The following is a 24,835-nucleotide window of genomic DNA, read 5'->3' on the forward strand; positions in this document are numbered from 1 at the left end:
CCATCAATGCGATCCGAGAGTTGCAAAAGCCATCCATCGGCTCCAGCTGATCCGTCCCACGTGAGAAGGCATTCCCCATGAGTCCGGTCCGCTCCGACCACCACCCCGATCACGGACGTGAGCACCGCCGCAACCCGCACGCCGCCGGGCTGCGCCACGTACTCACGCACCTGATCACCCCGCTGCTGATGTGCATCGGGATGGGCCTGGCCTACCTCGGCGCGTTCGCCAACCCGGCACCGCACGACCTGCCGGTCGCCGTCGTCGGCTCCGGACCGAGCGCCCAACTGCTCGCCCAGTCGATCAACGACAAGGCCGCCGGAGAGCTCCAGGTACGGACCGTCGCACACCGCGCGGACGCCATGGAGCACCTCCGCCACCAGGACATCTTCGGCGCGTACGTCCCCAAGGGCGGCGCGTCCCACGGCGGGCAGCGGCAGGCGCCCGAACTCCTCGTGGCCACCGCCGGATCCGACACCAGCGCCACCGTCGTCCAGAAGATCTTCACCCCCCTCGCCGCCGCACAGGGACAGCCGCTGAAGGTCACCGACATCGCACCGACCGCGAAGGACGACCCCACCGGACAGGGCATCTTCTTCCTGCTCGTGGCGATCAGCATCGGCTCGTACGCCTCGGTCGCGGTGATCGGCGGCGCCGGGGCGGTCCTCCCGATGCGGCTGCGGGCCGCGCTGGTGGCCGGTACGTCCTTCGTGGTGAGCATCCTCGGCGTGCTCTTCGCCGGCCCCGTCTTCCACCTCGTCGACCACGGACTGTGGGGACTGTGGGGCATGGCCTGGCTGTATTCGGCAGGGATCCTGCTGATCGGCGTCGGACTGCACACCTTCCTCAAGCGCTGGACCACGCTCGGCGTGATGGCCCTCTTCGTGATGCTCAACTTCACCTCGTCCGGCGGCATCTTCCGCCCCGAGATGCAGAACGGCTTCTTCGCCGCCCTGCACTCCTTCTGGAACGGGGCGGGCTTCGTCGAAGGCACCCGCAGCCACGTCTACTTCGACGGCCACGGGCTGGCCGGACACGTCTGGACCCTGATCGCCTGGCTGCTCGTCGGCGCCGTCATGATCACCGTCGCGGGCCTGGCGGAACGGCGCCGCACGGCTGCCGAGAAGGAAGCCGCCGCACGCGCCACGGCGGTGGCGGCAGCGGCCGTGGCGGCCACCGTGACCGAGAGCGGACCGCGGGCGGCGGCCGGGCACGGCGCGAACCGTACGGCCGCCGAACAGGACGCGGAGGAAGAGGAGATGGAGGAGGCGGTGGGAGTCTGAGCCGGAACGCCGCCGGAGGCGCGGCGCGCTGACGGCGGGTGAGGACGGCTGCTGAGGGCCGGAGGTGTCGGGGTGCCTCCGGCCCTCGGGCGTGTCTGTGGGCTGCGGCCGGTGAACTGTGGTGGCGTGCGCGGGCGTTGCCTGTGGACGACAGTGAGGGGCGTGGCGAACACGCAGCTCGGAACGGGTGCGGGGCAGGGACGCCGTGGACCGGTGCGGAGGGGCTACGGGTGCCTCCGGCCGGACTTTTCCACAGGGCCGCCGCGCGGCCTTCGCGATGGGTAGCGTCCTCTGCGACAGGCCGGACCGGGCACCACGCCCACGGCCGGGCACCGCCCGGCACCGGCTCGGCAGGGCGACCGAAGAGGAGGTGACCACGGTGGTGCGGGTGCCGTACGTACCGGGTTTCGCACGGGCGGAGAGCCAGGAACGGGCCGCGAAAGCAGCCGGACGGGCCCTGCGGCAACAGCTGCCACGCTCGGCGCATGCATTGCTCCCGCCCACGGCGACCGACCGGCCGGACATGGTCACCGCAGTGGAGATGACCAACGCCGGACGGCTGCCCGAACTCACCCCGATCCGCGTCGGACGCATGGTCGCCGGCCCCTTCGCCTTCCTCCGCGGCTCCGCCGGCCTGATGGCCCACGACCTGGCGCCGGCGCCCGTCACCGGCATCGGCGCCCAGATCTGCGGCGACGCCCACGCCGCCAACTTCGGGCTCTACGGCGACGCCCGCGGCGGCCTCGTCATCGACCTCAACGACTTCGACGAAACCCTGCACGGCCCCTGGGAATGGGACCTCAAACGGCTCGCGACCTCACTCGTCCTGGCCGGACGGGAAGCAGGCGCGCCGGAGGACACCTGCCGCACCGCGGCACGGGACGCGGCCGGCGCCTACCGCCGCACCCTGCGGCTGCTGGCGAAACTCCCCGCCACCGAGGCATGGAACGCCATCGCCGACGAACACCTCGTCTCCCACACCGACGCCCACGACCTCCTGGGCACCCTGGAACGCGTGGCGGCCAAGGCACGCCACAACACCAGCGCACGGTTCGCCGCCAAGTCGACCGAGCGGACCCCCGACGGCGGACGGCGGTTCGTGGACGCACTCCCGGTGCTCCGGCGCATACCGGACGCGGAAGCCGCAGCCGTCATCTCCTCCCTCGGCGGCTACCTGAGAACGCTCCCCGAGGACCGGCTGCCGCTGCTGGCCCGCTACGCACCGCACGACGTGGCGTTCCGCGTCGTCGGCACCGGAAGCGTCGGACTCCGCTCGTACGTGGTGCTCCTCCTCGACCACCGGGGCGAGCCGCTCGTCCTCCAGGTCAAAGAAGCCCGCAGCTCCGCGATCGCACCCCATGTGGCGAACGCCGGATTCGAGGTCCCCGCGATACGCCACGAAGGGCGCCGGGTGGTGCTCGGCCAACGCAGCATGCAGGTGGTGAGCGACCCCCTGCTGGGCTGGACCACCGCACGCATACCGGCCCCCGGCACCGCCGGGGACGCCCGCGGCACGGACACGGCCTTCCAGGTACGGCAGTTCCGCAACCGCAAGGGCAGCGTGGACCCGGCTGCACTGAGCGGTGAGCAGCTCGACGACTACGCCCGGATGACCGGCGCGCTGCTGGCCCGCGCCCACGCCCACAGCGCCGACCCCCGCATCCTCGCCGGCTACTGCGGGAAGTCGGAGGCACTGGACGACGCCCTGGCCGCCTTCGCGACGGCCTACGCCGACCGGACGGAAGCCGATCACGCGGAACTCGCCGCGGCGGTGGCGAGCGGGCGGGTGGCGGCTGAGACGGGGGTGTGAGGGGGAGGTGGGGTGGGTGAGGGGTGGAGGGGAGGGAGGGGGAGGGGAGGGAGGGGGAGGGGGAGGGCCCCGCCCCCCCCAGAGCCCCAGAAGCCCGGCCGTCCCCGCCCCACCCCCAGCACCACCCCGCCCCTCTCCCCCAGGGCCGTACGCTGGCCGGGTGACGAACTCGTACGCGGAGAACGCGCAGGACGGCCGGAACGGAGCCGACGCCATGGGGGCGGCGGATGCCGCCGACTCCAGGGGGGCGGCGGATGCGACGGATGTGCCGGGGGCGTCCGGTGCGGACGGTGCGGCCGAGGCGGCGGCGACTGCGCGGCTTGCGGCGGCGGTGCGCGCCGCGGAGCAGGCGTTGATCGAGTTCGAGATCGCGGTGGAGACGTTCCGGGTGGAGGTGGAGAACTTCTCCCGCCTGCACCATCAGCGGCTGGGCCCGATGTATGCCCGGCTCGACGAGCTGGACGCGCAGATCGCGGAGGCGGTCGCCGCGCGGACCGGTGACCCCGAGGACGTCCGTAAGGCCCAGGAGGCGCGGGCGGCGGTGTTGCCGATGCCCGAGGTGGAGGAGTTGTTCCACGGTTGGATGGGGTCGGACGGGCTGTTCCCGGAGGCGCAGGCGATGCTCACCGAGCAGCCGGTGCAGCCGCCGCAGAAGGTGCGGCCGAGTGAGGAGGCGCGTCGGGCCTACCGGGATCTGGTGCGCAAGGCGCATCCGGATCTGGCGCGGGACGATGCGGAGCGCCGGCGCCGGGACGAGTTCATCGCGCGGGTCAACGCCGCGTACGCCGCGGGGGACGAGGCGACGCTGGGTGCGTTGACGCGGGAGTGGGAGGCCGGTCCGGTGCCCGCCGAGGAGCGGCTGAGCGCGAGCGAGGAGTTGTACGCGCGGTTGGAGTGGCTGGCGGAGCGCAAGGAGATGCTGGCGGCGGTCGCGTCCGAACTGGAGGAGAGCGCGATCGGCGCGATGATCAAGATGGCGCAGCAGGACCCGGACCGGTTGCTGGACGAGATCGCCGAGAAGCTGCTCGCCGATGTGGCCGAGCGGGAGGCACACCTCTCCCAGCTGGTCGGGTAGCGTCGGGGGCATGCACACAGGTTCTCTGCCCACGGTTGGTGTCGACGCGCTCACGTCCGAGGATTTCCTGCTGGACGTCCGTGAGGACGACGAGTGGGCGGCGGGGCACGCCGAGGGCGCCCTGCACCTTCCGATGAGCGATTTCGTGGCCCGTTACGGCGAGTTGACCGAGGCGGCGCCGGCCGACGGCAAGGTCTATGTGATCTGCCGCTCCGGCGGGCGGTCCGCCCAGGTCGCGCAGTACCTGATCCAGCAGGGCATCGACGCGGTGAACGTCGTCGGCGGGATGCAGGCGTGGGAGGCCGCCGGCCGTCCGGTCTCGGACGGCAAGGGCGGCACCGGCGCCGTCATCTGAGGCCCGGGCGGGCCGGGCACTGCGCCCGGCCCGTTTTCCGGCCGTTTTCGGCCACGACGGCTTCCTTCTGGATCAGCTGCCTTCCCGTAGGGGATGGGCGGCGAGGAGGTCGCCGAGGGTTTCCTCGTGGGCGGCGGCGGGGCCGAGGGCGAGTTCCAGCTGTTTGGCCCAGGCGTGGTAGCGGTGCAGTGCGTAGTCGGTGTCCGCGCCGAATCCGCCGTGCAGATGCTGGGCGGTCTGCACGGTGCGGCGGATTCCGTCCGACGCCCAGATCTTGGCGACCGCCACGTCGCCCTCCGGCGGCAGTGCGCCCGTCGCGCCCGTTTCGATGCGCCAGGCGGCCTGCCAGAGGGTGGCCGCCATCGCCCGGAGATCGATGAACCGGTCGGCGGTCTGCACCGCGACCGCCTGGAACGTGGCGAGGGGGAAGCCGAACTGTTCGCGCTTCCCGGTGTAGTCGGCGGTCATCGCGAGCACCGCTTCGCCCAGGCCCAGCGCGAGGGCGCAGGTTCCGCAGGTCAGCAGTTGCTGTAGCTCCTCGGCGGCGCCGGGGGCGGTCAGTATGTCCGGGGTGGTGAGCCGTACCGAGGTGAGCCGCAGCTCGGCGTGGCGTTCGCCGGTGGTGGAGATCTGCTCGTGGCGGGTGAGTCCGGGGGCGGTGAGCGGGGCGAGGGCGAGGACCGTCCGGCCGTCGGGGGTGTGGGCGGGCAGCAGTACCAGGTCGGCGCCGTAGGCCCAGGGGACGGTGGTCTGGACGCCGTCGAGCAGCCAGCCGTCGGCGTCCTGTTGTGCGGTGACGGCCAGGTGCGCCGCGTCGTGGCCGGTGCGGCCGGCGGAGGCCGTGGTGATGACGAGTTCGCCGCGGCCGATACGGGGCAGCAGTTCGGCGCGTACCGCTTGTGGCGCATGGTGTTGCAGCAGGTGGGAGGCGGCGGCGCACTCCAGGAGCGGGATCCGGGCCAGGACCCGGCCGGCTTCGCGGAGCACCAGGCAGAGGGCGATCGGGTCGAGTCCGGCGCCGCCGTGTTCGGGTGCGGTCAGCAGGCTCAGCAGGTCGGCGTGGGCGAGGGTGCGCCACAGGTCCCGGTCGAAGTCGTCGGCGACGGCGCCCGCGGTGAGTGCCGGGCTGGGCACCGCGTCGGGCGCCACGTGGGCGAAGACGGCCTGTGCCGCCTCGGTGGCGGCCTGCTGCTCCTCGGTGAAGGTGAAGTCCACTGGTTGTCCTTCCGCGGGCGGCGACCTGACGGGCCGTCAAGGTAGAACAGGTTGCAGGAATTGGGAATGCGTACGGCTGCGGGGCGCGGTTCCTCGCCCGGTGGGTGCGGGAGCGCGTACGGGTGGGTGCCCGACGGACGGCCGGCGGGCCCGGCCCCGGGCTGCATCGGGCCTGCGGTGGCCGGGTGAAGCTGTGCCCGGTCGGGGTATCTGGGTACGGTTCCGGGGCGTAGTGGGCCGATCGGGAATCTGGGAACGGGGCGGGAATGCAGTCAACCGGGGACGAATCGCGGTCGGTGGCCGCGCTCTCGCTGCCCTCGCGGATCGTCATATGCATGGCGGTCAGTGCCGTGGCCGTGGCCGTGGCGATCCATCTGGCCATGATGTTTCTGCACATCGCGCCGGAGAACACGCTGACCAAGGCGCAGGGGTCGGCGATCAGTGAGTACGTCTACCCCGAGTACGAGCAGAACTGGAAGCTGTTCGCCCCCAATCCGATGCAGCAGAACGTCGCCGTGCAGGTGCGCGCGGAGCTGCGGAGCGGCGACGGCGGGTTGCGGACCACCGGTTGGACCGATCTCACCGCGCGCGACAGCCGGGCGATCCACCACAATCCGGTGCCCAGTCATACGCAGCAGAACCAACTGCGGCGTGCCTGGGAGTACTTCGGCAGCACGCACAATGCGCAGAACGCGCCGATCGGGGTCCGTGGTGAGCTGTCCGAGCAGTACATCCGGCGGATCACGGTGCGGCGGATGGGGCCGGAGTGGTCGCGGCTGGGCCGTCTCGAACGGCTTCAGGTCCGCTCGGTGACGACGGCGGTCGCTCCGCCGCACTGGAGCAGCGAGAAGATCAGCGACAAGCCCGCGTTCCGGGTGCTGCCCTGGTGGCCAGTCACCACGGCCGATCTGCCCGAGGGGACGGAGACCAAGTGACCGCAGCACCGGGCGCACCACGGGATCAGCGGGACCGGCAGGAGCAGGAGCACCGGGAGGGCCGGGACCGGCGGGTCCCGCAGGCACGGGAGGAGGCCGCACCGGCCACCGTGGTCGTGCCGTCCGCATCCGCCACACCCGCCGCGTCATTCTCCGAAACCCGTATCGAACGCCTCGTAGGGCGTGGTTTCCGGCTGGTCACGGGGCGGGCGATGGCGCCGTACCAGACGGCGGTGGTCCGGATCGGGTTCGCGGCGACCTGGCTGCTGTTCCTGCTGCGGGAGTGGCCGCACCGTGCGGCGCTCTACGGGCCGGACAGTCCGTTCAGCCTGGACATGGCGCGGCGGCTGCTCGACGGCAACCACGCCTTCTCGGTGCTGCCGTGGTCGGACGGGCGCGGCTGGTTCGAGGTGGTCTATCTCCTCGCGGTCGTCTCCGCCGCGCTGCTGATGCTGGGCTGGCGCACCCGCACCATGTCGGTGCTGTTCATGCTGGGTGTGCTGTCGCTGCAGAACCGCAGCATCCTCATCGGCGACGGCGGCGACAACATCATCCATCTGATGTCGATGTACCTGGTGCTGACCCGGTGCGGTCAGGTGTGGTCGCTGGACGCCCGTCGCGCCCGGCGCGCGGCCGAGCGGGGTGAGGGCGCCGGGCGTGATCTGCCCGGTGTCGTGCTGTGGGCCGTCCTGGGGGTGGCTCTCGCCGTCGCGCAGCTGCTCGGCTGTTCCGGTCTGAGCTGGTTCGGGCACGGCCCGTTCCCGTACGTCGGGTGGGGGCTGGCGCTGTGGCTGCTGTGGGCCGCGCACGGGCTGCGGTGGGCGGTGGACCGGCGGGCTCCGGGCGAGCCGCGGATCGTGCTCGATGTGCTGGGCGCGGTGCTGCACAACGGCGCCCTGCTGGTGATCATGGCGCAGGTCTGTCTCGTCTACGCGACCGCCGGCTGGCTCAAGATCCAGGGCTCGCGCTGGCAGGACGGCACCGCGGTCTACTACCCGATGCATCTGGACTACTTCTCGCCGTGGCCGGAGCTGTCCGTGCTGCTCGGCACCAGCGGGCTGCTGGTGCTGCTGATCACCTACGGCACGGTGATCGTGCAGGTCGCCTTCCCGTTCACCGTCTTCAACCGGCGGCTGAAGAACGTCCTGCTGGTCGTGATGGTCTGCGAGCACCTGTCGATCGCGTTCCTGCTGGGGCTGCCGTTCTTCTCCCTGGCGATGGTCGCCGCGGACCTGGTGTTCCTGCCGACGCCCTTCCTGACCTGGGTCGGCGGCCGGATCTCGGCGCTTGGCGCCCTGCGTGCCGGGCGGGGCGGTCCGGCGGAGCCGTCCGCCGCCGAGGAGGGGGAGCGGGCACCGGCCGGTGCGTAGCGCTCCGGCGGGGTTCTACGCTCGTGGGGTGAGCAGCGAGACAACCATCCCGGCCGAGCAGGGCCCCGACGCCGCGGCGGAGCCGTCCGCCGCGGCCGAACCGCTCCAGTACGACGAGGGCTACGGGCCGAAGATCGGCGTCGGGCCGCACCCCGAGCCGTGGCCGGAGGGCGACCGGTACGACCCGGAGCTGCTCGCCGGGGGTGACCGGCGCAATGTCGTCGACCGCTACCGGTACTGGACGCGGGAGGCGATCGTCGCGGATCTCGACACCCGGCGCCACGACTTCCATGTCGCCGTCGAGAACTGGGGCCACGACTTCAACATCGGCTCCGTGGTGCGGACCGCCAACGCCTTTCTGGCCAAGGAGATTCACATCGTCGGGCAGCGGCGCTGGAACCGCCGCGGTGCGATGGTGACCGACCGCTACCAGCACGTCCGGCACCACCCGGGCACCGAGGAGCTGACCGCCTGGGCCGCCGCCGAGGGGTTGCCGATCATCGGGATCGACAACCTGCCGGGCGCGGTGCCGCTGGAGACCACCGCGCTGCCGCGCCGCTGTGTGCTGCTCTTCGGCCAGGAGGGCCCGGGGCTGACGGAGGAGGCGCGGCGCCACGCCTCGGTGGTCTGCTCGATCGCGCAGTTCGGCTCGACGCGGTCGATCAACGCGGGTGCCGCCGCGGCCATCGCCATGCACGCCTGGATCGGCCGCCACGCCGTCATCGAACCGCCCGCCGCACCCTGACGCGGAAGCGCGGACGCCCCGGCCGGAGGCGAGTGGTGCCTCCGGCCGGGGCGTCGGGGTCCGGACCGCGGACGGGTGACCCGGACCGGCTCGGTGTTTCACGTGAAACCGATGCGGCGTTTCACGTGAAACGTGGCCGGCGGACCGCCCGGCCCGCCGGGTTTCACGCCGGGCGCCGTACCTCCACCGTCCGGAAGCGGTTGGCGACGAACGCGCCGTCGCACAGGGCCGCGTTGGCGGACGGGTTGCCGCCGGAGCCGTGGAAGTCGGAGAACGCCGCGGTCTGGTTCACATAGACCCCGCCGGTCAGGTTGAGCGACAGCTGGGCACACTCGTCCAGGCAGACGTCCTGCACCTGGCGCTCCACCTCGGGCGAGGTGGTGTACGCGCCGACCGTCATGGCGCCCTGCTCGCGGACGGTGTCCCGCAGCAGCGCCACCGCGTCGTCCGCGGAGTCGACGGCGACCGCGAAGAAGACGGGGCCGAAGCACTCCGTCCGGCAGACCGCCTCGGACTCCGGCTTCGCGCCGTCCAGCTTGATGATCGCCGGGGTGCGCACCGTCGCCCCGGGGAACTCCGGATGCGTCACCGTCCGGGAGGCCAGCGCCACCTCACCCAGCTTGCCTACGCCGTCCAGACGTGCCTTGACCTGCGGGTTCACCAGCGCGCCGAGCAGGGCGTTGGCGCGGGCGTCGTCCCCGAGCAGACCGCTGACCGCGCCCGCCAGATCGGTGACCACCTCGTCGTACGACTTGGGTCCGGCGTCCGTGGTGATGCCGCCCCGGGGGATGAGGAGGTTCTGCGGGGTGGTGCACATCTGGCCGCTGTAGAGGGAGAGGGAGAAGGCGAGGTTGCCGAGCATGCCCTTGTAGTCGTCGGTCGACTCGATGAGGACGGTGTTGACCCCGGCCTTCTCGGTGTAGACCTGCGCCTGGCGGGCGTGGGTCTCCAGCCAGTCGCCGAAGGCGGTCGATCCGGTGTAGTCGATGATCCGGATCTCCGGGCGTACGGCGAGCGTCTTGGCCAGGCCCTCGCCGGGGCGGTCCACGGCCAGGCACACCAGGTCGGCGGGGAACCCGGCCTCGGCGAGCACCTCGCGGGCCACCCGCACCGTGAGGGCGAGCGGCAGCACGGCCCGGGGGTGCGGCTTGACCAGCACCGGGTTGCCGGTCGCCAGGGAGGCGAAGAGGCCCGGGTAGCCGTTCCAGGTGGGGAAGGTATTGCAGCCGATCATCAGGGCCACACCGCGCGGTACGGCGGTGAACGCCTTGGTCAGCTCCAGCGGATCGCGCTTGCCCTGTGGCTTCGACCAGGGCGCCTGCTCCGGGACGCGCGCCTGCTCGGTGTAGGCGTAGGCCACCGCCTCCAGGCCGCGGTCCTGGGCGTGCGGCCCGCCGGCCTGGAACGCCATCATGAACGCCTGTCCGCTGGTGTGCATCACGGCCTGGGCGAACTCATGGGTGCGGGCGCTGATCCGGGCCAGGATCTCCAGACAGACGGCCGCCCGCGTCTCGGGGCCCGCGTCCCGCCAGGCCGGCAGCGCCGCGCGCATCGCGGGCAGCAGCACATCGGGGTCGGGGTGCGGGTAGGTGATGCCCAACTCCGGGCCGTACGGGGAGACTTCCTCGCCGACCCAGTCGTCGGTGCCGGGCTGGTCGAGGTCGAAGCGGGTGCCACGCAGCGCCTCGAAGGCGGCCAGGCCGTCGGGTGCCGCGGTCTCGCCGTACGCCTTGGGGTGCTCGGGGTGGGGCGACCAGTAGGCGCGGGTGCGGATGGTCTCCAGCGCCTTGTCGAGCGTCGGGCGGTGCTTCTCGATCAACTGCGCGGGGGTCATGTCGGCGGCCATCGAAGACCAACTCCTCGTCGAACCGGGCGGAGGGTGAACAGGAATGCGGAGTGCAGAGGCTGGGCGGATGGAGTAACGGAGTTAGAGTAACCGAACGATCGGTCGGGGCAAGGGGGTCCGGTGAGCCTGTGGAGAACTCGGCCGGGAAGCGCCGGGAGACGGACGGCACGCGGCGCGTGCCCGTACGGAGAAAGTGCTGGTCAGGCGGGTGTCGCCCGTTCCTGTGGGGACGGTCCAGGGCGCCCGGCGGGAATTCCGCCCGCCGCCGGCCGGCCGCGGAAACGGCCGACCGATGCCGCCCGGTTTCCGAGGCGCCGTGCGCGGGCGGCGGAAGGGGTGCTGTAATCATGACCATGGCCAAGCGCGACACCTACACGCCCGATTCGCTGCTCGCGGTCGCCGTCGAGGTGTTCAACGAGCGCGGATACGACGGCACGTCCATGGAGCACCTCTCCCGGGCGGCCGGTATCTCCAAGTCCTCGATCTACCACCACGTCCGCAGCAAGGAAGAGCTGCTGCGGCGGGCCATAAGCCGTGCGCTGGACGGGCTCTTCGGCGTCCTGGAGGAGCCGGGTGCCACCGGCGGCCGGGCGATCGAGCGCCTGGAGTACGTCACCCGCCGCGTGGCCGAGGTCCTGCTGGACGAGCTGCCCTATGTGACGCTGCTGCTGCGGGTGCGGGGCAACACCGACACCGAGCGGTGGGCCATGGAGCGCCGCCGTGAGTTCGACCACCGGGTCGCCGCGCTGCTGAAGGAGGCCGCCGCCGACGGCGACCTCAGCCCGGATGTCGACATCCCGCTGGCGACCCGGCTGCTCTTCGGCATGATCAACTCGATCGTCGAGTGGTACCGCCCCGGACGCGGCGCCGGCCGGGACGAGGTCGCCGAAGCCGTCGTCCGCACCGCCTTCGCGGGGCTGCGCACCTCCTGACGGGCCGCCCGTGATCACTGGGACTGCGGGCCCAGCCCCGTCTCCTCGAAGACCAGCAGGGTGCGGGTGCTGAGCACCTCCGGCATCGCCTGGATCCGGGTCAGCACCAGCTCCCGCAGCTCGCGGTTGTCCTTGGTGTGCACCAGCAGCAGCACATCGAAATCCCCGCTGACCAGCGCGATGTGTGAGGCGCCGGGGAGCGCGGTGAGCTGCTCGCGCACGGTGCGCCAGGAGTTCTGGACGATCTTCAGCGTGATGTAGGCGGACGCGCCCTGGCCCGCCCGTTCCTGGTCGACGCGGGCGCTGAAGCCGCGGATCACGCCGTCGTCGATCAGCCTGTTGATGCGCGCGTACGCATTGGCGCGCGAGACATGGACGCGCTCGGCGACCGACCGTATCGAGGCGCGTCCGTCGGTCTGCAGCATGTGCAGGATCGACCGGTCGATGGTGTCCAGCGGGCGGGCCGGAGGTGCCGCCGGCAGGGGTGGCGGCGGCGGTCCCGTCACTCCCGACGGCGCTGCGCCGGGATGGGCCATCTGTTCGTCCGGCATATGGTCCCGCCTCCCCTTCTTGGACGCCCTGTCTTCATCTGAAGCTGTGGAGAACCGTTTGTCCACAGGCTGGGCCCGCCTGTAGCCAAAATGCATCAGCGACCGAACAATCGGTAGGGAAGGGCTGTGCGCCCCGACCCGTTTCATCCTGCCCACGCGTCGCCCGCCCCCATCCCACGAGGCGCTCCGCGCCACCCCTTCGATTCGAGGAGGTGCTCGTCATGACGGTCCTTGAGCAGCCCGGCAGCAGCAGGCGCAAGGGCGACCTGCCCGGCCCGCCGCCCGCCTGGCACCCCCGCGTCGCCCCGGCGCCGCTCCTGCCCGACGCGGAACCCCACCGGGTACTCGGCACGGACGCCGCCCGGCACCTCGACGCCGCGCTCCTGAAGCGGCTCTACGTCCAGCTCGTGCGCGGCCGCCGGTACAACACCCAGGCCACCGCCCTCACCCGCCAGGGGCGCCTCGCGGTCTACCCGTCGTCCACCGGCCAGGAGGCGTGCCAGGTCGCCGCGGCGCTCGCCCTCCAGGAGCGGGACTGGCTCTTCCCCAGCTACCGCGACACCCTCGCCGCCGTCGCCCGCGGTCTCGACCCGGTCGAGGCGCTGACCCTGCTGCGCGGCGACTGGCACACCGGCTACGACCCCCGCGCCTGCCGCATCGCCCCCCTGTGCACCCCGCTCGCCACCCAGCTCCCGCACGCCGTCGGGCTGGCCCACGCCGCCCGTCTGAAGGGGGACGACGTGGTCGCGCTCGCCCTGGTCGGCGACGGCGGCACCAGCGAGGGAGACTTCCACGAGGCGCTGAACTTCGCCGCCGTGTGGCAGGCACCGGTCGTCTTCCTGGTGCAGAACAACGGCTTCGCGATCTCCGTCCCGCTCGCCAAGCAGACCGCCGCGCCGTCCCTGGCCCACAAGGCCGTCGGCTACGGCATGCCGGGCCGCCTGGTGGACGGCAACGACGCCCCGGCGGTCCACGGCGTCCTCACCGAGGCCGTCCGCCGGGCCCGGGAGGGCGGCGGCCCCACCCTCGTCGAGGCCATCACCTACCGCGTCGAGGCCCACACCAACGCCGACGACGCCACCCGGTACCGCACCGCCGACGAGGTCGAGACCTGGCGGGCGCACGACCCGATAGCCCTGATGGAGCGCGAGCTGACCGCCCGGGGCCTGCTCACCGACGACTTCACCGCCGAGGTACGGGACGGCGCCGAGGCGATGGCGGCCGACCTGCGCGAGCGGATGCACCAGGACCCGGCGCTCGACCCGGACGACCTGTTCACCCACGTCTACGCCGAGCCGACCACCCAGCTCCGGCAGCAGTCCGACCAGTTGCACGCCGAGCTGGCCGCCGAAGCCGCCACCGACGAGCCCGCCCAGGAGGCCCGGCCATGACCCCGACCGCCGCCGCCACCGCGCGCAAGCCCGCCACCATGGCGCAGGCGCTCACCCGCGCGCTGCGCGACGCCCTGGCCGAGGACCCGACCGTCCATGTGATGGGCGAGGACGTCGGCACCCTGGGCGGTGTCTTCCGCGTCACCGACGGACTGACCGCCGAATTCGGCGAGGACCGCTGTACGGACACCCCGCTCGCCGAGGCGGGCATCCTCGGCACCGCGGTCGGCATGGCCATGTACGGTCTGCGGCCGGTGGTCGAGATGCAGTTCGACGCCTTCGCCTACCCGGCGTTCGAGCAGCTGGTCAGCCATGTCGCCAAGATGCGCAACCGCACCCGCGGCGCCCTCCCGATGCCGCTGACGATCCGCATCCCCTACGGCGGCGGCATCGGCGGTGTCGAGCACCACAGCGACGCCTCCGAGGCGTACTACCTGGCGACTCCGGGGCTCCAGGTCGTCACGCCCGCCACGGTCGAGGACGCGTACGGGCTGCTGCGCGCCGCCATCGCCTCGGACGACCCGGTCGTCTTCCTCGAACCGAAGCGCCTCTACTGGTCCAAGGCCGACTGGTCCCCCGAGGCACCCGGCGAGGTGCCGCCCCTGGGGCGCGCCGCGGTGCGCCGCCGGGGCGCGGACGCCACGCTGATCACGTACGGTCCTTCGCTGCCGGTCTGCCTGGAGGCGGCTGAGGCGGCGCGGGCCGAGGGCTGGGATCTGGAGGTCGTCGATCTGCGGTCGCTGATGCCGTTCGACGACGAGACGGTCTGCGCGTCGGTGCGGCGCACCGGGCGGGCGGTCGTCGTCCACGAGTCCAGCGGGTTCGGTGGCCCGGGCGGCGAGATCGCGGCGCGGATCACGGAGCGCTGTTTCCACCACCTGGAAGCCCCGGTCCTGCGGGTGGCGGGATTCGACATTCCCTATCCGCCGCCGATGCTGGAGAGGCATCATCTCCCTGGAGTGGACCGCATTCTCGACACCGTCGCCCGCCTCCAGTGGGAGTCGGACTGGACCGAAGGGAGGGGCGCGTGATGGCTGTGGTCCGTGAATTCACCCTGCCCGACCTGGGGGAGGGCCTCACCGAGGCCACCATCGTGCAGTGGATGGTCGAGGTCGGCGAGGTCGTCTCGGTCGATCAGCCGGTCGTCGAGGTCGAGACGGCCAAGGCGATGGTCGAGGTGCCCTGCCCGTACGGCGGTGTGGTCACCGCGCGCTTCGGGGACGAGGGCACCGACCTCCCGGTCGGCGCCCCGCTGATCACCGTCGCGGTCGGCGCGTCCGCCCCCGCGGAGGAGACCGCGGACCTGTCCCCGGACGCGGCGCCGGAGGAGGCCCCCGCTCCGCAGGAGACCGTTCCGGCGGAGTCCGGCGAGGGCTCGGGAAACGTCCTGGTCGGCTACGGCACGAGCGCGTCGGCCGCCCGCCGGCGGCGGGTCCGGCCCGGCGGCGGCCCCGCCGGGAGCGGTGGCACGGCGGACGGTTCCGCCGCCCGGCCGGAGCCCGCCGCACCTGAGGAGCCCCGGGAGACCGAGGAGTCCGACGCCGGCCGTACGGTGGCGGTCATCTCCCCGCTGGTCCGCCGGATGGCCCGGGAGCACGGCCTGGATCTGGCCACGCTGCGTGGCACCGGGCGGCACGGGCTGATCCTGCGGACGGACGTCGAGCGCGCGGTCCGGGAGCGGCAGGTGCCCGCCGCCACCGCGCCCGCCGCCCCCGTCGTCGCCACCGCCGGGCAGCCGCGGGCCGAGGGCGAGCGGATACCGCTGCGGGGGATGCGCGGGGCGGCGGCCGAGAAGTTCAGCCGCAGCCGCCGGGAGATCCCGGACGCCACCTGCTGGGTCGACGCCGACGCCACCGAACTCCTCGCCGCCCGGCGGGCGATGAACGCGCCGGGCGCCCCCAAGGTGTCGCTGCTGGCGCTGCTCGCCCGTATCTGCACGGCGGCGCTCGCGCGTTTCCCGGAGCTGAACGCCACGATCGACACCGAGACCCAGGAGATCGTCCGGCTGCCCGAGGTCCATCTGGGCTTCGCCGCGCAGACCGACCGCGGTCTGGTGGTGCCGGTGGTGCGCGACGCCCACACCCGTACGGTCGAGGGCCTCTCCGCGGAGATCGCCCGGCTCACCGAGAGCGCTCGCTCCGGCGGACTCTCCCTCGCCGATCTGACCCGCGGCACCTTCACCCTCAACAACTACGGCGTCTTCGGCGTGGACGGCTCGACGCCGATCATCAACCACCCCGAGGCCGCGATGCTCGGCGTGGGCCGGATATCCCCCAAACCCTGGGTCCACAACGGCGAACTGGCGGTACGCCAGGTCGTCCAGCTGTCCTTCACCTTCGACCACCGGGTGTGCGACGGCGGGACGTCCGGCGGTTTCCTGCGCTATGTCGCGGACTGCGTGGAGCAGCCGGCGGTGTTGCTGCGGGGCCTGTGAGCGGACGCTTCGGGAGCCGGGCGGGGGTGCGGCTTCCGGGGCGTTGGCCCCGGGGGTGTGCCGGGTGCCGGTGTTTCGGTCGTCTCCCCGGTGGCCGGTGTGGTCCGCGGTGTGCGGTCGGTGCGTGCCGGGCGCCGTTCACGGGCCGGTGCGGCCGGGCGGTGCGCGTACCGCGTCGTCCTCGGCGTGGCCCGCGGGCGGCGGGCGGTGTGAGCGCCGCGGACCTGGCGATACTCAAGAGGTGAGCGATACGCGACGGCCGCCCGCGGGCCGCACCGGGACACCCGAGGCCCTCCCCGTCCATGACGTCCTCGTCCTGGCCGGGGGCGCCGCCCGGCGGCTCGGCGGGGCGGACAAGCCCGCGCTCTCCGTCGGCGGCCGCCCGCTGCTCGACCGGGTGCTGGCCGCCTGCCCCGATGCGGCGACGACCGTCGTCGTCGGCCCCGTACGCCCGACCACCCGCACCGTGGTGCACACCCTGGAGGACCCGCCGGGCGGCGGCCCGCTGGCCGCACTCGACGCGGGCCTGCGGCACACCACCGCCCCGACGGTGCTGGTCCTCGCCGCCGACCTGCCCTTTCTGACCCCGGCCACGGTGCGGGCGCTGCTGACGGCGGTGGTCGGCGCGCCCGCGGACGGCGCCGCCCGTGTGGACGGTGCGCTGCTGCGGGACGCCGGGGGACGCGATCAGCCGCTGGTGGCGGCGTACCGACGGGCGGCGCTGCACCGGGAGTTGGCTGCGCTGCGCGCGGCCCACGGCACGCTCTCCGGTCTGCCGCTGCGTGCGGTGACGGCCGCCCTGACGCTGGAATGCGTCGCGGATGTACCGGCCGAGGCGTCCTTCGACTGCGACACCTGGGAGCACGTCGGCGCGGCCCGCGCCCGGATCAGGGAGCATGGAGGCGTGTTGGACGAATGGATCACCGCAGTCAAGGCCGAACTGGGCATCGAGCTGGATGTCGACACCAAGGCGCTGTTGGACCTCGCCCGTGACGCGGCGCACGGCGTGGCCCGCCCGGCCGCGCCGCTGACGACGTTTCTGATCGGGTACGCGGCGGGTCGTCAGGAGAGCGGCGGTGACGTGGCGGACGCGTCCCGGCGGATCGCCGCGCTCGCCGAACGCTGGGCGGCGGAGAACGCTTCCGGCGACGGTGCCTCCGGCGGCAGCGCCTCCGGCGACGCGGGGCGGCCCGAGCCGAAGTCCGCTCCATGACCGAGGGCGATTTCGACGACGCCTTCGCCGATGCCTTGGCCGTCGCCAACGGCGACCGGTACGCGCGGGCGGGATCCGAGGCGGCGGGCACCGGCGAGGGCGCCGGTCCGGACCGCCGTACCTCCGGCAGCCCCTCCGCCCCCGACGACCATTGCGCTTCCGACGACCTCCCCACCTCAGAAGATCGCCCCACGCCCGGCTCCCATCGCCCGCGACGCCGGACGGTCGCCCCCGTCTCCTGGCCGGTCGCCCGGGAGCGGGCCGCGCGGGCGGCCGACGGCCCACGGGCCCCGGAATCCTGTGCGCCGGAGGACGCGTTGGGGCGGACGCTGGCGGAGGCGCTCACCGCGCTGACCGACCTGCCGCCGTTCGACACCTCTGCCATGGACGGCTGGGCCGTCTCCGGGCCCGGCCCCTGGAACCTTGACCGCGCGGCCGGCGGCGACGGCTCCGACCAGGGCATCCTCGCCGGTCACGCCGCCACGGCGCTGGCCGACGGGCACGCCGTCGCCATCGCCACCGGGGCGCGGGTCCCGGACGGTGCCACCGCGGTGCTGCGCAGTGAGCACGGCGAGGTGCACGACCGCGGCGACGGGCGGGCCCGGCTCGCCGCGTCGCGTGCCGTGCCGCTCGGCCAGGACATCCGGCCGCGCGGCCAGGAGTGCGGCCACGGCGAACCGCTGCTGCCGGCCGGGGTGCCGGTGACGCCCGCCGTCCTCGGGCTGGCCGCGGCCGCCGGGTACGACCGGCTGACGGTCCACCCCCGGCCCCGCGTCGAGGTGCTGGTCCTGGGCGATGAACTGCTCGGGCACGGGCTGCCCCGGGAGGGCCGGATCCGGGACGCTCTCGGGCCGATGCTCGGGCCCTGGCTGCGGGCGCTGGGCGCCGACGCCCTCGCGCCCCGGCCGCTCGGCGACGATGCCGACGCCCTCCACGCGGCGATCACCGGCTCCACCGCCGATCTCGTCCTCACCACCGGCGGCACCGCTTCCGGACCCGTCGACCACGTCCACCCGGCGCTGCGCCGCATCGGCGCCGAGGTGCTGGTCGACGGTGTGGCGGTACGCCCGGGACACCCGATGCTGCTGGCCAGGATCGCCCCGGGACGGCACCTCGTGGGGCTGCCCGGCAACCCGCTCGCCGCGGTCTCCGGACTGCTGACCCTGGCCGAGCCGCTGCTGCGGACGCTCGCCGCCCACCCGCCCGCGACGCCGTCCCGTGCCCCGCTGGGCGCGGCGGTGGACGGCCATCCGCGCGATACCCGGCTCGTCCCGGTCGCCTACCGCGACGACCCCCGCCACGGCCGTACCGCGACGCCGGTGCCGTTCCACGGACCGGCCATGCTGCGCGGTATCGCCGCGGCCGATGCGCTTGCCGTCGTCCCGCCCGGCGGCGTCGGCCGCGGCGACCTGGTCGACGTGCTGGAGCTGCCCTGGCCGACGGGGAGCGCGGCGTACGGCCCGGAGGGTGCCGGGGCGTCGTACGGACCCGGCGCACACCCCGGCGACGGCCGTCCCGTACGCTCCACCTTTTCCGCACCCCCGACCGGAGGCGCCGCGTGAAGCTCCCCTCCTACGACGCCGCGGCGCGCGAGGTCCCCGAGGACGACTCCCGCCGGGTCCTGCTGCCGCGCCGGACACCCGTGGAGCCGATCCGGCAGGTCGCCCGACGGCTTCTGATGGCGTTGCTCGTCCTCATCGCGACGGTCTTCATCGTCTGGATAGACCGCGACGAGTACCACGACAGCGCCAACAACACGGTCGACTTCCTCGACTGCGTCTACTACGCCACCGTCACACTCTCCACCACCGGTTACGGCGATATCGTCCCGTACGGCGACACGGCGCGGCTGCTGAACATCGTGCTGATCACGCCGCTGCGGGTGCTCTTTCTGATCATCCTGGTCGGCACCACACTGGAGGTGCTGACGGAACGCACCCGTGAGCAGTGGCAACTGAAACGCTGGAGAAAAACCTTGCGTGACCACACCGTCGTCGTCGGATTCGGCACCAAGGGCCGGTCCGCCGTCCAGACCCTCTGCGCCACCGGACTGACCCGCGAGCGCATCGTCATCGTCGACCCGAGTCCGAAGGTGATCGACTCCGCCGTCGCCGAGGGGTTCGTGGGCGTGGTCGGCGACGCCACCCGCAGCGATGTCCTCGTCCGCGCGGAGATCCAGCGTGCACTCCAGGTGGTCATCGCCACCCAGCGCGACGACACCGCCGTGCTCGTCGCGCTGACCGCGCGGCAGCTGAACAAGAAGGCCAACATCGTCGCCGCGGTACGGGAGGAGGAGAACGCCCCGCTGCTGCGGCAGTCCGGCGCCGACTCCGTGATCACCTCGGCCAGCGCCGCCGGCCGGCTGCTGGGCCTCTCCGTCCACAGCCCCAGCGCCGGAACGGTCATGGAAGACCTCATCCAGCAGGGCAGCGGTCTCGACCTGGTCGAGCGCCCGGTCGTGAAGTCCGAGGTCGGCAAGTCGGTGCGGGAGACCGATGACCTGGTCGTCTCCGTGCTGCGCGGCCACCGGCTCCTCGGATACGACGACCCGGCGGCCAGCCCGCTGCAGGCCGCCGACCGGCTGATCACGATCGTCCGTGCCGCTGCCCCCGAGGTCGCCGATCTGCCGGGCAAGCCGGGGGTGCCCAAGGCGCCGCTGCCGGGCTCCGGGGTCTCCCCGATGCGTCGCGCCGACGACTGACCGCACATATCCTCCGCCGGACTCCCGGCCCGCGATCCGGCTCGTTTCACGTGAAACGAGCCGTTTCACGTGAAACACGGTGGGCCGGATGGCCTGTCAACTCCCTTACCGCTCGGCCTGTTTCACGTGAAACAGGCCGAGCGGTTCGTCGTATGGCGTCCCTTCGGGGGGCGTGTGGGCGTCAGCGGTGCGTGCACGGTCGCTGCGGGCATCCCCGGCGAGTAGCCTCGCGGCCATGCGAGCGATCACCATTCCCGAACCCGGTGGCCCCGACGCCCTCGTCTGGGCCGAGGTGCCCGATCCGCAGCCCGCCGAGGGCGAGATCCTGATCGACGTCGCGGCGAGCGCCGTCAACCGCGCCGATCTGCTGCAACGTCAGGGCTTCTACGACCCGCCGCCCGGCTCCTCCCCGTACCCCGGACTGGAGTGCGCGGGCCGGATCGCGGCGCTCGGTCCGGGGGTGCACGGCTGGACGGTCGGCGACGAGGTCTGTGCGCTGCTGGTCGGTGGCGGTTACGCGGAGAAGGTGGCGGTCCCGGCCGGTCAGGTGCTGCCCCTGCCGGACGGCATCGACCTGGTGACCGCTGCCGCGTTGCCCGAGGTCACCTGCACCGTGTGGTCCAACGTCTTCATGATCGCCCACCTGCGGCCCGGCGAGACGCTGCTGGTCCACGGCGGGTCCAGCGGCATCGGCACCATGGCGATCCAGCTCGCCAAGGCGGTCGGCGCCCGCGTCGCGGTCACTGCGGGCAGTGCGGAAAAGCTGGCGCGCTGTGCGGAGTTGGGTGCCGATGTGCTCATCGACTACCACCAGCAGGACTTCGTGGCGGAGGTGCGCGAGGCCACCGGCGGCAAGGGCGCCGATGTCATCCTCGACATCGTCGGTGCGAAGTACCTGGAGCGGAATGTGAAGGCGCTGGCCGTCAACGGCCGCCTCGCCATCATCGGCATGCAGGGCGGGGTGAAGGCGGAGCTGAACATCGGCGCCCTGCTGGCCAAGCGCGCCGCGATCACCGCGGCCGGGCTGCGCGCCCGCCCGTTGCAGGAGAAGGCCGCGATCGTGGCGGCGGTCCGCGAACATGTCTGGCCGCTGATCGGCAACGGTCAGATCCGTCCGGTCGTCGACCGCACCCTCCCGATGGCGGACGCCGCCGAGGCCCACCGCGTGGTCGACGCGAGCGGCCACATCGGCAAGGTCGTCCTGACGGTCTGAGCGACGGCGCCGACAGCGGCCACAGCGATACGGGGGCGGGCGGCGGCGAGGCCGGTTCCTTGACCGGCGCCGGTGCCGAGCCCTGGTGCCGGGCGTACGGGCGCCAGGGCTCGGCACCGGCGGGTGAGCCCCCGCCCGTACCCCGGCTTCAGGGTGCGGCCCTCCACCCACCTCGCCCCCGATCGCCACCGCCCTCCCTCAGCTGCGGCCACCCGACTGCCGCCACCCGGTGGCCCGGCTCCGGCCCGATCCAGCCCGGTCCGATCCCCGTCCCTCCCCCGTCCGGATCGCCCGAGATGCCGGAATTGTGACCCCATGTGACGCTGAGGAAGTCACATGGCGGCTCGGCACGGGAGGGGCACATCCGTGGCTCGAATCCCTACGCGTATCCCCGGCGGCCTGCTGGTGGTCACGGTGGCCTTGCCCTTCTCCCTGGCGCTCGGCACGGTGACGGCCCATGCAGCCGCGCCCCTGGGGCAGGGAGCGCTGCGCACCTCCCGGGTCCTCGCGCCCGAGACGCCGGAGGTCCGGGACCCCCAGCTGGCCGAGCGCCGGCACCGCTTGGGCGAGGAGGCCGGTCTGTTCGGCCTCCCCGACGCCTTCGGGGTCACCGGCGCCGGAGGTCCGGCGTGGGACTTCACCGAGCTGCCCGGACAGGACGCGTCGCCCGGCGAACAGCCCCGGCCACACCGCCCCACCCATGACACGGCAGGCCCGCCACGGCCGCACGTACCGCCGCACAAGCCGCACCGGCCGCCGGCTCCTACGCCGCCGACACCGCCCGCGCCGGGCTCCGCCGCCCCACGTCCCCCGGCTCCGCCGACCCACGCACCCGCCCCGCACCGCACCCCGGACGATCATCCGGCCAAGACCACCACCCCGCACCACGAGGCCGGCCCGTCGCGCCACCCCGCGCACCACCGCCCCGCCCCGCCGCACCGCCCGAAGCGGGCGCCCGTCGCCGTACCGCATGCGGTCCCGGCGGAGCCCCCCGCGCCGGCCACCCGGACGGCCCGGGAGGCGGACGACCACCAGGAGCCGGGCGCCCAGGCCGAACCGCCGTCCGGCGGCAGCTCGTACCCCTTCGCCGGGACGGGCACCCACGCCGAGCGGGTGCTCCCGATGGGCGCGGGGATGGCGCTCACCGGCCTGGGGCTGGCCTTTCTCGGGCTCCGGCTGCGGCGCGGCTGAAACGGCGGTCCGGACCGGTCCGCCGTTTCACGTGAAACACCGCCGACGGCCCGCCCCGACCGATCCGCTCACCCTCGAAATCCGGACCACCGGCCCGCGCTCACCGCCGCTCCCACAGCCTCCGGCCCAGCACCCCGGCCGGGCGTTGCGGCGTGGTGGGGTCACCGCCTCCGGCGTACCCGTGTACGAGAGAATGGCGGTATGGATATGCCGATGAACGAACGGTCGCAGGAGAACCAGCACGTCCTGGTAGTCGGCCCGGACGGCATGGCGCTGGGCAGCGCCGCCGCCGGAGGCGGCGAGGGCGACGGGGAGTCCCGGGAGACACCGGTGACGGACATGGTCGAGCAGCCTGCCAAGGTCATGCGGATCGGCAGCATGATCAAGCAGCTGCTGGAAGAGGTGAAGGCCGCGCCGCTCGACGAGGCCAGCCGGGTCCGCCTCAAGGAGATCCACGCCAGCTCGGTGAAGGAGCTGGAGGACGGGCTCGCGCCCGAGCTGGTCGAGGAGCTGGAGCGGCTGTCCCTGCCGTTCACCGACGAGTCGGTGCCCACCGATTCGGAACTCCGTATCGCCCAGGCCCAGCTGGTCGGCTGGCTGGAGGGGCTGTTCCACGGCATCCAGACGGCGCTGTTCGCCCAGCAGATGGCCGCCCGTGCCCAGCTGGAGACGATGCGCCGCGCGCTGCCGCCCGGCGCCACCCCTGCCGACGAGAGCGAGCAGCCCGGCCACGGCGGCGGCGCCCGCTCCGGCCCCTACCTCTGAGCGGCGGCAACAGACCGCCGAGGAACCACGAAGGGCCGGGCACACACTCCGTGTGCCCGGCCCTTCGGCGTCTGCGCGCCCGGCGGATCAGTCGCTGTGGCCCGTCGAGACCGTCAGCTCAAGCGGCTCGCCGCCGTCCGGATCCCAGGAGCTGAAGCCGGTCGGCGACTGCTTGGTGATGGTGTTCTTCCCCCAGAGCGAGTCGTTCTGCTCCTTGACGGTGTACTTCCAGCCCGCCGCGTCCATGCACTCCTTCGCCGATTCCAGGTTCTTGAACAGGAAGGAGGGGACGTAGATCTTCTGCTTCTCGCCGTAGGGGTGCGAGGGGTTGGTGCACTGGGTGGTCTGGACCGTCAGGGACTTGTCCTCGGGCCGGGTGCTGACCGTCGACGAGGGCTCGGGGTCGGAGTACTCCGACGTCGGCGACGAATCCGCGATGTTCTTGTTGCTGTCGCTGCCGCCACCGGCGCTCAGACCGATACCGATCGCGATGGCGGTCACCACCACCACGCCCACGATCGTCGCGACGACGATCACCGGGGTGTTGTTCTTGCGGGGCCGCGGTCCGCCGTTCGCCGGCGGCATCGTCGGCGCCACCGGCGGCTGCGCGAACGGTGTTGGCGTCGGGTACCCGCCCGCGTTGTACGGCGCGGGGCCGGGAGCCGGGGTCGGGAAGGCGTTGTTCACCGGCGGCGGCGTCGACGGGCCGTACCCGGGTGTCGGCATCGGCTGGTACGGCTGCTGGACGTTCTGCGGCCCGGGGGCGGGCGGGGCGCCGGTCGCCGTGGGGAAGACCGCCGAGGAGACGGACGCGCCGCTGGTGCGTGCCCGCGGGCCCTCGCTGATGATCAGCGGCGAACCGCCGGACTGGGCGGAACCGGCGATCCGCAGGCACTCGTCCCGCATCGCCTCCGCCGTGGGGAAGCGCTCGTTGGGGTTCTTCTTGAGCGCCCGGGCGACCAGCGCGTCCACCGCTGGCGGGACCGACTGGTTGATGCTCGACGGGAGCGGCGGCTCCTCCTGCACATGCGCGTAGGCGATGGCGAGCGGGGAGTCCGCGTCGAACGGCAGCTGCCCGGTGAGCAGCTCGAAGAGCATGATGCCGACGGAGTAGAGGTCCGAGCGGGCGTCCACGCCGCGGCCCAGCGCCTGCTCCGGCGAGAGGTACTGCGGGGTGCCGACGACCATGCCGGTCTGTGTCATCGATGTCACACCGGACTGCATGGCGCGGGCGATGCCGAAGTCCATGACCTTGACGACGTTGCGCTTGGTCAGCATGACGTTGCCCGGCTTGATGTCCCGGTGGACCAGGCCCATCTCATGGCTCACCTCCAGCGCGGCGAGCACATCGGCGGTGATCTTCAGCGCCTTCTGCGTCGGCATCGCGCCGTGCTGGGCGATGTCGCCGTCCAGCTCCGAGCGGAGCGGCTGGCCGGAGACGTACTCCATGACGATGTACGGCACCATGCCGCCGTCGAGCTCGTCCTCGCCGGAGTCGAAGACCGAGACGATGTTGGTGTGCGTCAGCTTGGCGACGGACTGCGCCTCGCGCCGGAAACGCTCGCGAAATGCCTGCTCACGGCCGAGTTCGCTGTGCAGGGTCTTGATGGCGACCTCGCGGTCGAGGACGCTGTCGTAGGCGAGGTGGACGGAGGCCATGCCGCCCTCGCCGAGAAGATCACGAAGCTGGTAACGTCCGCCGCCGACCGAACGGCCTTCGTACGGGCCCTGAGCGCCGTCCTGGCTCATCGTTCCGCTTCCCCCTCGGCGCACTGCCCGCACGTATGGCGATCAAATCGGTGATTGCGCA

General features: G+C 72.9%; 21 protein-coding genes. 17 read left to right on the plus strand and 4 right to left on the minus strand.

From position 1 onward, the window contains the following. Window positions 1-77 precede the first annotated feature (77 nt). The 4 genes from ACZ4U4_RS03010 to ACZ4U4_RS03025 all read left to right on the plus strand — a co-directional run bounded on the left by ACZ4U4_RS03010 (window position 78) and on the right by ACZ4U4_RS03025 (window position 4,523). The gene (locus tag ACZ4U4_RS03010; protein WP_467868634.1) at window positions 78-1,283 is read left to right on the plus strand and encodes an ABC transporter permease; all 1,206 of its coding nucleotides are present in this window, start codon (window positions 78-80) and stop codon (window positions 1,281-1,283) included. Window positions 1,284-1,560: 277 nt separating this feature from the next. Then, window positions 1,561-3,093 carry a DUF2252 domain-containing protein gene (locus tag ACZ4U4_RS03015; RefSeq protein WP_467868636.1) on the plus strand — a complete coding sequence of 511 codons (1,533 nt, stop codon included), beginning with the start codon at window positions 1,561-1,563 and terminating at the stop codon, window positions 3,091-3,093. Window positions 3,094-3,253: 160 nt separating this feature from the next. After that, window positions 3,254-4,168 carry a hypothetical protein gene (locus ACZ4U4_RS03020; RefSeq protein WP_467868638.1) on the plus strand — a complete coding sequence of 305 codons (915 nt, stop codon included), beginning with the start codon at window positions 3,254-3,256 and terminating at the stop codon, window positions 4,166-4,168. Between the two features lie 10 nt (window positions 4,169-4,178). Further along, on the plus strand, window positions 4,179-4,523 hold the full coding sequence (locus ACZ4U4_RS03025; RefSeq protein ID WP_467868639.1) for a rhodanese-like domain-containing protein: 345 nt from the start codon (window positions 4,179-4,181) through the stop codon (window positions 4,521-4,523). Window positions 4,524-4,595: 72 nt separating this feature from the next. Here ACZ4U4_RS03025 and ACZ4U4_RS03030 read toward each other — a convergent pair whose 3' ends face one another. Then, the gene (locus ACZ4U4_RS03030) at window positions 4,596-5,738 is read right to left on the minus strand and encodes an acyl-CoA dehydrogenase family protein (protein WP_467868641.1); all 1,143 of its coding nucleotides are present in this window, start codon (window positions 5,736-5,738) and stop codon (window positions 4,596-4,598) included. Window positions 5,739-6,004: 266 nt separating this feature from the next. Here ACZ4U4_RS03030 and ACZ4U4_RS03035 point away from each other — a divergent pair, with 266 nt between their 5' ends. Genes ACZ4U4_RS03035 through ACZ4U4_RS03045 form a run of 3 tightly spaced genes read left to right on the plus strand, consistent with a single transcriptional unit; the run spans window position 6,005 to window position 8,788 of the window. Beyond that, a complete protein-coding gene (locus ACZ4U4_RS03035; protein ID WP_467868643.1) occupies window positions 6,005-6,673 on the plus strand; it encodes a DUF5819 family protein in 669 nt (222 codons plus the stop codon). Next, window positions 6,670-8,043, plus strand: a complete 1,374-nt coding sequence (locus ACZ4U4_RS03040; protein WP_467868645.1) for an HTTM domain-containing protein — start codon at window positions 6,670-6,672, stop codon at window positions 8,041-8,043. Before ACZ4U4_RS03035 ends, ACZ4U4_RS03040 begins: the two co-directional genes overlap by 4 nt. Window positions 8,044-8,071: 28 nt before the next feature. After that, entirely contained in the window at window positions 8,072-8,788 is a 717-nt protein-coding gene (locus tag ACZ4U4_RS03045; protein ID WP_467868647.1) for a TrmH family RNA methyltransferase, read from the plus strand. Between the two features lie 163 nt (window positions 8,789-8,951). Here ACZ4U4_RS03045 and paaN read toward each other — a convergent pair whose 3' ends face one another. Next, window positions 8,952-10,634, minus strand: coding sequence for a phenylacetic acid degradation protein PaaN (gene paaN / locus ACZ4U4_RS03050; RefSeq protein WP_467868649.1), 1,683 nt, complete (start codon window positions 10,632-10,634; stop codon window positions 8,952-8,954). A 347-nt stretch (window positions 10,635-10,981) separates the two neighbouring features. On the opposite strand from paaN, the gene ACZ4U4_RS03055 reads away from it, so the two are divergent. Further along, a complete protein-coding gene (locus ACZ4U4_RS03055; protein ID WP_467868651.1) occupies window positions 10,982-11,566 on the plus strand; it encodes a TetR/AcrR family transcriptional regulator in 585 nt (194 codons plus the stop codon). Between the two features lie 14 nt (window positions 11,567-11,580). Here the strand turns inward: ACZ4U4_RS03055 and ACZ4U4_RS03060 are convergent, their stop codons facing one another. Further along, window positions 11,581-12,117, minus strand: coding sequence for an Lrp/AsnC family transcriptional regulator (locus tag ACZ4U4_RS03060; RefSeq protein ID WP_467868653.1), 537 nt, complete (start codon window positions 12,115-12,117; stop codon window positions 11,581-11,583). A gap of 221 nt (window positions 12,118-12,338) precedes the next feature. Here ACZ4U4_RS03060 and pdhA point away from each other — a divergent pair, with 221 nt between their 5' ends. The 9 genes from pdhA (at window position 12,339) to ACZ4U4_RS03105 (ending at window position 23,025) form a co-directional block, all read left to right on the plus strand. Then, window positions 12,339-13,508: a pyruvate dehydrogenase (acetyl-transferring) E1 component subunit alpha gene (pdhA, locus tag ACZ4U4_RS03065; RefSeq protein ID WP_467868655.1), complete on the plus strand. Its 1,170-nt coding sequence runs from the start codon at window positions 12,339-12,341 to the stop codon at window positions 13,506-13,508. Continuing rightward, on the plus strand, window positions 13,505-14,539 hold the full coding sequence (locus tag ACZ4U4_RS03070; protein WP_467868656.1) for an alpha-ketoacid dehydrogenase subunit beta: 1,035 nt from the start codon (window positions 13,505-13,507) through the stop codon (window positions 14,537-14,539). The genes pdhA and ACZ4U4_RS03070 overlap by 4 nt, the downstream gene beginning before the upstream one ends. Next, a complete protein-coding gene (locus ACZ4U4_RS03075) occupies window positions 14,539-15,942 on the plus strand; it encodes a dihydrolipoamide acetyltransferase family protein (protein ID WP_467868658.1) in 1,404 nt (467 codons plus the stop codon). The genes ACZ4U4_RS03070 and ACZ4U4_RS03075 overlap by 1 nt, the downstream gene beginning before the upstream one ends. 241 nt (window positions 15,943-16,183) lie before the next feature. Next, window positions 16,184-17,155 carry an NTP transferase domain-containing protein gene (locus ACZ4U4_RS03080; protein WP_467868660.1) on the plus strand — a complete coding sequence of 324 codons (972 nt, stop codon included), beginning with the start codon at window positions 16,184-16,186 and terminating at the stop codon, window positions 17,153-17,155. Beyond that, entirely contained in the window at window positions 17,152-18,717 is a 1,566-nt protein-coding gene (locus tag ACZ4U4_RS03085; protein WP_467868661.1) for a molybdopterin molybdotransferase MoeA, read from the plus strand. The genes ACZ4U4_RS03080 and ACZ4U4_RS03085 overlap by 4 nt, the downstream gene beginning before the upstream one ends. Then, a complete protein-coding gene (locus tag ACZ4U4_RS03090; protein ID WP_467868663.1) occupies window positions 18,714-19,856 on the plus strand; it encodes a potassium channel family protein in 1,143 nt (380 codons plus the stop codon). The genes ACZ4U4_RS03085 and ACZ4U4_RS03090 overlap by 4 nt, the downstream gene beginning before the upstream one ends. A gap of 235 nt (window positions 19,857-20,091) precedes the next feature. Next, a complete protein-coding gene (locus tag ACZ4U4_RS03095) occupies window positions 20,092-21,069 on the plus strand; it encodes an NAD(P)H-quinone oxidoreductase (RefSeq protein ID WP_467868665.1) in 978 nt (325 codons plus the stop codon). A 366-nt stretch (window positions 21,070-21,435) separates the two neighbouring features. Then, on the plus strand, window positions 21,436-22,260 hold the full coding sequence (locus ACZ4U4_RS03100; RefSeq protein WP_467868667.1) for a hypothetical protein: 825 nt from the start codon (window positions 21,436-21,438) through the stop codon (window positions 22,258-22,260). Window positions 22,261-22,461: 201 nt separating this feature from the next. Then, complete coding sequence (locus ACZ4U4_RS03105; RefSeq protein WP_467868669.1) at window positions 22,462-23,025, plus strand: bacterial proteasome activator family protein; 564 nt, start codon at window positions 22,462-22,464, stop codon at window positions 23,023-23,025. Window positions 23,026-23,112: 87 nt separating this feature from the next. On the opposite strand, the gene ACZ4U4_RS03110 is transcribed toward ACZ4U4_RS03105, so the two are convergent. Further along, window positions 23,113-24,774 (minus strand): Stk1 family PASTA domain-containing Ser/Thr kinase, encoded by a 1,662-nt coding sequence (locus ACZ4U4_RS03110; RefSeq protein ID WP_467868671.1) that lies wholly within the window; start codon window positions 24,772-24,774, stop codon window positions 23,113-23,115. Between the last annotated feature and the right edge of the window lie 61 nt (window positions 24,775-24,835).

It is taken from the genome of Streptomyces sp. NPDC029159 (genome assembly GCF_055564055.1).